At 72.5% G+C, this 6,149-nt stretch carries 9 protein-coding genes; 6 read left to right on the top strand and 3 right to left on the bottom strand.

The features are described from left to right. From BG452_RS27840 to BG452_RS27830, 3 genes are all read left to right on the top strand, one after another. On the top strand, positions 1–128 hold a 128-nt coding region (locus tag BG452_RS27840; RefSeq protein WP_262986058.1), incomplete at its 5' end, for an acyl-CoA dehydrogenase family protein. 165 nt (positions 129–293) lie between these two features. Beyond that, the gene (locus tag BG452_RS27835; RefSeq protein WP_188307109.1) at positions 294–1,160 is read left to right on the top strand and encodes an oxidoreductase; all 867 of its coding nucleotides are present in this window, start codon (positions 294–296) and stop codon (positions 1,158–1,160) included. A 72-nt stretch (positions 1,161–1,232) separates the two neighbouring features. Then, positions 1,233–1,718, top strand: a complete 486-nt coding sequence (locus BG452_RS27830; RefSeq protein ID WP_188307108.1) for a GNAT family N-acetyltransferase — start codon at positions 1,233–1,235, stop codon at positions 1,716–1,718. Between the two features lie 19 nt (positions 1,719–1,737). On the opposite strand, the gene BG452_RS27825 is transcribed toward BG452_RS27830, so the two are convergent. Beyond that, a complete protein-coding gene (locus BG452_RS27825; protein WP_223242824.1) occupies positions 1,738–2,352 on the bottom strand; it encodes an NAD(P)H-dependent oxidoreductase in 615 nt (204 codons plus the stop codon). A gap of 205 nt (positions 2,353–2,557) precedes the next feature. On the opposite strand from BG452_RS27825, the gene BG452_RS27820 reads away from it, so the two are divergent. Continuing rightward, complete coding sequence (locus BG452_RS27820; protein ID WP_188307107.1) at positions 2,558–3,007, top strand: MarR family winged helix-turn-helix transcriptional regulator; 450 nt, start codon at positions 2,558–2,560, stop codon at positions 3,005–3,007. A gap of 28 nt (positions 3,008–3,035) precedes the next feature. Here the strand turns inward: BG452_RS27820 and BG452_RS27815 are convergent, their stop codons facing one another. Then, positions 3,036–3,407, bottom strand: coding sequence for a MerR family transcriptional regulator (locus BG452_RS27815; protein WP_188307106.1), 372 nt, complete (start codon positions 3,405–3,407; stop codon positions 3,036–3,038). Between the two features lie 203 nt (positions 3,408–3,610). On the opposite strand from BG452_RS27815, the gene BG452_RS27810 reads away from it, so the two are divergent. Together BG452_RS27810 and BG452_RS27805 are read left to right on the top strand one after the other, a co-directional pair. Then, positions 3,611–4,105, top strand: coding sequence for a peptidylprolyl isomerase (locus tag BG452_RS27810; protein ID WP_188307105.1), 495 nt, complete (start codon positions 3,611–3,613; stop codon positions 4,103–4,105). Between the two features lie 192 nt (positions 4,106–4,297). Further along, positions 4,298–5,122 (top strand): arylamine N-acetyltransferase family protein, encoded by an 825-nt coding sequence (locus BG452_RS27805; RefSeq protein ID WP_317621258.1) that lies wholly within the window; start codon positions 4,298–4,300, stop codon positions 5,120–5,122. On the opposite strand, the gene BG452_RS27800 is transcribed toward BG452_RS27805, so the two are convergent. After that, the coding region (locus BG452_RS27800) for an LCP family protein (RefSeq protein WP_188307103.1) at positions 5,115–6,149 on the bottom strand (1,035 nt) is incomplete at its 5' end. The two genes, BG452_RS27805 and BG452_RS27800, sit on opposite strands and share 8 nt — an antisense overlap.

Below are 6,149 nucleotides of genomic sequence, written 5' to 3'. Positions count from 1 at the left end.
TGCTGGGTGGTTACGGCTACACGCGGGACTACCCGGTGGAGCGGATGATGCGGGACGCGAAGATCACGCAGATCTACGAGGGCACCAACCAGGTCCAGCGGATCGTGATGGCCCGCAACCTGCCGTAGGCCCGTCAGGCCCGCTCCTTCCGAACGGCCCCCGACCGCTGGTTGCGCGGTCGGGGGCCGTTGGTCGTCCGGCATCGCGCCTTCCTGGACGGATCGGCCGCCCGGATGTCATAAATGATCGTCAACTCGTTTGCGGAGCACGACGATTGCGGGAGTCAACCCATCATGAGCAGCACCCCCGAGCAGCAGGCCGACGGCAGGGTCTGGCTGATCACCGGCGCCAACTCCGGCTTCGGCCAGGCGATCGCCGAGGCCGCGCTGGCCGCCGGCGACACCGTCGTCGCGGCCGCCCGCCGCCCCGAGACGCTGGCCGACCTGGCCGCCGCCCACCCGGGCCGGCTGGTCCCGGTGCGGCTGGACGTCACCGACCAGGAGCGGATCCCCGCCGTGGTCGCCGAGGCCGTGCGGCGGCACGGCCGGATCGACGTCCTGGTGAACAACGCCGGGCGCGGCCTGATCGGCGCCGTCGAGGAGTACACCGACCGCGACCTGCGGGACCTCATGGAGCTGCACTTCTTCGGCCCGGCCGCGCTCACCCGGGCCGTCCTGCCGCACATGCGGGCCCAGGGCAGCGGCGCCGTGGTGCAGATGAGCAGCATGGGCGGCCGCTTCTCCTTCCCCGGCGTGGGCGCCTACTCGGCCACCAAGTTCGCGCTGGAGGGGCTCTCCGAGGCGCTGGCCCAGGAGGTGGCCGGCTTCGGGATCAAGGTGCTGATCGTCGAGCCGGGCGCGTTCCGGACCGGCTTCGCGGGCGGCGGCGCGCTCGCCCAGACCACCCCGATCGACGCCTACGAGCCGGTGATCGGCCCGGTCCGCACCGGCCTGCCGGACTCCGACGGCAAGCAGCCGGGCGACCCGGCGAAGGCCGCCGAGGCGATCCTGACCGCCCTGGCCGCCGACCGGACCCCGCTGCGACTGGCCCTCGGCTCCGACGCCGTGGACGCGATCCTCGGCAACCTGGCCGCCGCCCGCACCGAGACCGACACCTGGGCCGCCGTCGGCCGCGGCACCGACTACCCGGCCGGCGCCTGACCACCGCACCCCCCGCGGCCCGCCCGGGAAGCCGGGCGACGGCGGGCAGCCGAGTTGCCTAGGCTGCCCGCCATGCCTGTCACGCCCGCCACACCCGCCACGCTCAGCCTCGCCGTGCTCACCCCCGCGAACATCGACGCCGCCCTCGCCCTGCGGGTGCGACCCGACCAGGAGGGCCTGGTCGCACCGGTGGCGACGTCGCTGGCCGAGGCGTACGTGCACGGGGAGACGGCCTGGCCCCGGCTGATCCTGGACGGCGATCGGCCGGTCGGCTTCGTGATGGCCTTCTTCGACGTGGCCTTCCACCCCGACCGCCCCGACGACCGCCCCCGCTCCGGCCTCTGGCGCCTGCTGATCGACGCCGGGCGGCAAGGCGGTGGCTACGGCCGCTTCGCCGTCGAGCAGGTCTGCGCGGAGATCCGCCGCCGCGGCGGCGCCCGTGCGACCGTCACCTACCACCCGGGTCCGGACGGCCCGGCCGGGTTCTATGCCCGGCTGGGCTTCCGGCCGACCGGTGAGCTGAGCGGCGGCCAGGAGGTCGCGGAGGCCGAGCTGTAGGGCCGGTGCGGTGGGGGGCTCAGTCGAGCAGGGCGGCGGCCTGCTCGCGGGCCTGGCGCAGCCAGCCGGCCCGTTCGGCGGCGGGGGAGTCGGTGACGGTGCGGAACACCGTCCGCCGGACGTCGGTGACGCCGACGTACGGCAGCACGCAGGCCGCCCAGATCCGCTCCAGCGGGTCGCCGAACTCCTCGCGCTCCCGGGCCTCGGGGGTGTCCGAGGTGTTCAGCACCAGGGCCCGGCCGGCCCGCAGCAGTCCGGCCGGTTCGCCGTCGGCGGTGCCGAGCTTGTAGGCGACGCCGGGGACCAGCACCCGCTGCACCCAGCCGGTGAGGACGGCGGGCGGCATGCCCCACCAGTTGGGGTGGATCAGCACCAGGGCGTCAAGGGTGGCCACCTCGGCGCGGTGCAGGGCGAGTTGGGGATCGACAGCGGCCCCGGCGTCGTCGACCGTACCGGTCTCCCCGGCGGTGAGCAGCGGTGCGAACCCGTCGGCGTAGAGGTCGTGGGCGAGCACCTCGCAGCCGCGTCCGCGCAGTTCGTCCACCACGGCCTCGTGCAGTGCGTGGTTGAAGCTGCCCGGCCGCGGGTGCGCCAGGTAGACCCCGATCCGGCTCATGTCCCCGCCTTCGCTCATGGTGGGCCCCCTCAGAGTGTTGGAGGCCGATGCTACTGGGGCCCGCGGCGGTCAGTGTGGCGTGCGGCCGGTCGGCGTCGGACCGTCCGACGGGGGTGTCGTCGGACATGGTCCGGCCCGCTCGTCATCCGGACGCGCATGGTGCGTGCGCGTGCATGCACCAGGACTGTGTGCACGCGCACGCAACCTCGGTACGATGAACGGCATGGACCGCGCCGATCTCACCCTGGGCCCGCTGTCGGATCAGGACCACGCCTTCTACGGCCTGGTCTGGGCGGGCACCACCCTGGCCGCCCGGATCGACCGGGAGCTCACCCGGGTCCACGGGCTGCCGCTGTCCTGGTTCGAGGTGATGCTCTGGCTGAACGGCCAGCGGGAGCCGGTGGCCGCCTCCGACCTCGGCGCCAAGACCATGCTCAGCCGCAGCCAGGTCTCCCGGGTGGTGGACGCCCTGGCCGGGCGCGGACTGGTGTCCCGGGCGCCGTCCGCCTCGGACGCGCGCTCGGTGCGGATCGAGCTGACCGAGCAGGGCCGCGCCGCCTTCGCCGAGGCCGACGCCACCCGGCGGGCCGTCCTCGCCCCGGTCTTCACCGACCGGCTGGACGAGGGGGACATCGCGGCCCTGGAGACGGTCTGGCGCAAGCTCAAGGCCTGAGCGGCAAGCGCGAGGCCTGAGCGCCGCCCTACGCCGCCGCCGGCTCCCCGGAAGCGGCCGCGATCACCTCGTCCAGCACCCCGCGCGAGCGCAGCAGGTCACCGATCATCCGGTCGATCCGGTCCCGCTCCGCGGTGAGCTCCTCGACCAGTACGGGCGTGGCGGTATCGCTCGGAGCGCCGTCGCAGTCCCGCATGCAGGGCAGGACCTTCTGGATGGTGCGGCTGTTCAGCCCGGCGGCGAACAGCTCCTGGATGTGCACCACCCGGTCCACCGCCGCCTCCGGGTACTCCCGGTGGCCACCCCCGGTGCGCCGGGCGAACAGCAGGCCCTGCTGCTCGTAGTACCGCAGCGAGCGTTCGCTCACGCCCGTCCGCCGGGCCAGTTCGCCGATCCGCATGCCGCCCACCCCACCGGGTCGAAGAAGTCGAGGAGTCCGAGGCCTGAAGCCGCCGCCGATGCTAACTCCCGCCGCCGCCGAGCGCCCCGGAAAATCCGCGGCCGGCGGCGTGTTCGCGCCGGGCCGGCCCTAACACGCCGCCGTGACCTCGGGGTCCGAGGGGGCGGCGCGCGACGCGGGGCCGCTCGTGCCATGATCCCTGCATGGGTTCCAACGTTTTCTTCGACATCACCATCAACGACGAGCCGGCCGGCCGCATCGTCTTCAAGCTCTTCGACGACGTCGTCCCGAAGACCGCGCGCAACTTCCGCGAGCTGGCCACCGGCCAGAACGGCTTCGGCTACGAGGGCTCCGGCTTCCACCGCGTGATCCCCGCCTTCATGCTGCAGGGCGGTGACTTCACCAACCACAACGGCACCGGTGGCAAGAGCATCTACGGCGAGAAGTTCGCGGACGAGAACTTCCAGCTCAAGCACACCAAGCCCGGCCTGCTGTCGATGGCCAACGCGGGCAAGAACACCAACGGCTCGCAGTTCTTCATCACCACCATCGTCACCGACTGGCTGGACGGCAAGCACGTCGTCTTCGGCGAGGTCGTCGAGGGCATGGACGTCGTGAAGAAGATCGAGGGCCTCGGCTCGCAGAGCGGCCGCACCTCGGCCGTCATCAAGATCGCCAAGTCCGGCGAGGTCGCCTGATCACCGTCCTCCGGGACCACTGACGCGCCACCGCCCCGGAGTGGGGAGTCGGACCTTTCCGACCTCCCCACTCCGGGGCGGTGGTGTTTTCCGCAGCCCGCAGCCCGCAGCCCGCAGCCCGCAGCCCGCAGCCCGATGCCCTAGGTCGAAGGACCGATGGCCGAACGCCCGTCGCCCGGGTGGAATGGGCGGGTGGATCACGAGAAGGCGTACGAGGGGCTGGCACCGGCGGTACGGGCGGCGTACCTGGAGCGGATCGGGGTGACGGAGCCCGGGCCGCCCTCGGCCGAGGGCCTGGCGCGGCTGCAGGAGGCGCACCTGCGCGCCGTTCCGTTCGAGAACCTGAGCATCCACCTCGGCGAGCCCGTGGTGCTGGAGCCGGCGGCGCTGGTGGCGAAGGTGGTGGACCGGCGGCGCGGTGGTTTCTGCTACGAACTCAACGGCGCCTTCGCCGAGTTGCTGCGTTCGCTGGGGTACCGGGTGAGCCTGCTGGCCGCCCGGGTCTTCGACGGGGAGCGGCTCGGTCCGCCGTTCGACCACCTGGCGCTGCGGGTCGACCTGGACGAACCCTGGCTGGTGGACGTGGGGTTCGGCCGCTTCACCCGGCTCCCGCTGCGGCTGGACGGGCGCGGCGAGCAGCCCGACCCGCACGGCACGGCGGTGATCCGCCCGTTCGGCGAGCACGGCGTCCTGGACGTCGTCCTGGACGGGACGCCCCAGTACCGGATCGACCACGGCACCCACCCGCTGGCCGACTTCGGGCCGACCTGCTGGTGGCAGGCCACCTCGCCGCAGTCCCCGTTCACCCGTGCGGACACCTGCTCGATGCTCACCGCGGACGGCGGCCGGACCACCCTCAGCGGCACCCGGCTGATCCGGACCGCCGCCGACGGCAGCCGCACCGAGGAGCAACTCACCGACGCCGGCGCGCTGTCCGCGTACCGCGAGTACTTCGGCATCGTGCTCGACCGGCTGCCGGCCGCGGCGACCCGGGCACCGGCTGTCGCGGCTACTTGAAGTCCGGCACCGTGGTGTCGTTCTTGAAGGCCTCGAAGACCTGCTTGGACTTGGCGGCGTCCCACTGCACCGCGGACTCGCCGGTCTTGGTGTGGTAGTCGGCGTTGCCGATCGGGACGGTCATGGTCTTGCCGCCGCCGCCGTTGACGTCCTTCATGGCGAGGAAGAGCGAGCCCAGGTCGGTCAGTCCGCAGTCGTCGTCGACGATCAGGGTGCCGAGCGCCGAGTCGACCAGCGGGTAGAAGGTGAACGGGTTGAGCATGGTGCCCGGGGAGGCGGCCTGGTGGGCGAGGGCGCCGAGGAACTTCTGCTGGTTGCGCATCCGGCCGAGGTCCTGGTCGGCCATCTGGTGGCGCTGGCGGACGAAGGCCAGGGCCTGGACGCCGGTGAGGGTCTGGTCGCCGGCCTTGAGGTCGAGGCCGGAGTCCCTGTCCTTGATGTCCTGGTCGATGTGCATCTCGACGCCGCCGATGGAGTCGACGATGCCGGCGAACCCGGCGAACCCGATCTCGGCGTAGTGGTCGATGCGGATGCCGGTGTTCTGTTCGACGGTCTGCACCAGGAGCCGGCCGTTGCCGGTGGCGAAGGCCGAGTTGATCTTCGAGCTGGTGGCCTTGACGGTCTTGCCGGCGCTGGTCTTGAACTCGGGGATCGGCACCCAGGAGTCACGCGGGATGCTCATCAGGGTGTTCCCGTGGTCCCCGATGTGCAGGATCATCATCGAGTCGCTGCGCTTGCCCTCGACGTCGTGGCCGGTGTGCATGGTGTCCATCTGGGACTCGCTGAGGCCGTCGCGGCTGTCGGAGCCGACGATCAGCCAGTTGGTGCCCTTGCCGGCGGCCGGACGGCCCGGGTAGTCGGCCAGCACGTTCTCGTGGTTGAGCTTGGAGTCCGCCCAGAACCAGGTGGACACCGAGGTCACCAGGACGGCGATCAGCAGGCCGAAGACCGTCCACTTCACGATCCGCCGCCGCGGCCAGCGCCGGGCCTGGGCGCCGGCCGGCCGCGCACCGCCGGGGCCGCCCGG

This window comes from Streptomyces sp. CBMA123 (assembly GCF_014596465.1).
Lineage (GTDB): Bacteria > Actinomycetota > Actinomycetes > Streptomycetales > Streptomycetaceae > Kitasatospora.
The sequence above is the reverse complement of the archived record's forward strand: the minus strand, read 5'-3'. Positions and strand labels throughout refer to the sequence as shown.

Excerpts from the sequence above, each read along its gene's own strand:
- BG452_RS27835 (WP_188307109.1), top strand. The coding sequence starts at position 294 with ATGAGCAGCACCCCCGAGCAGCAGGCCGACGGCAGGGTCTGGCTGATC.
- BG452_RS27830 (WP_188307108.1), top strand. The coding sequence starts at position 1,233 with ATGCCTGTCACGCCCGCCACACCCGCCACGCTCAGCCTCGCCGTGCTC.
- BG452_RS27825 (WP_223242824.1), bottom strand. The coding sequence starts at position 2,352 with ATGAGCGAAGGCGGGGACATGAGCCGGATCGGGGTCTACCTGGCGCAC.
- BG452_RS27820 (WP_188307107.1), top strand. The coding sequence starts at position 2,558 with ATGGACCGCGCCGATCTCACCCTGGGCCCGCTGTCGGATCAGGACCAC.
- BG452_RS27815 (WP_188307106.1), bottom strand. The coding sequence starts at position 3,407 with ATGCGGATCGGCGAACTGGCCCGGCGGACGGGCGTGAGCGAACGCTCG.
- BG452_RS27810 (WP_188307105.1), top strand. The coding sequence starts at position 3,611 with ATGGGTTCCAACGTTTTCTTCGACATCACCATCAACGACGAGCCGGCC.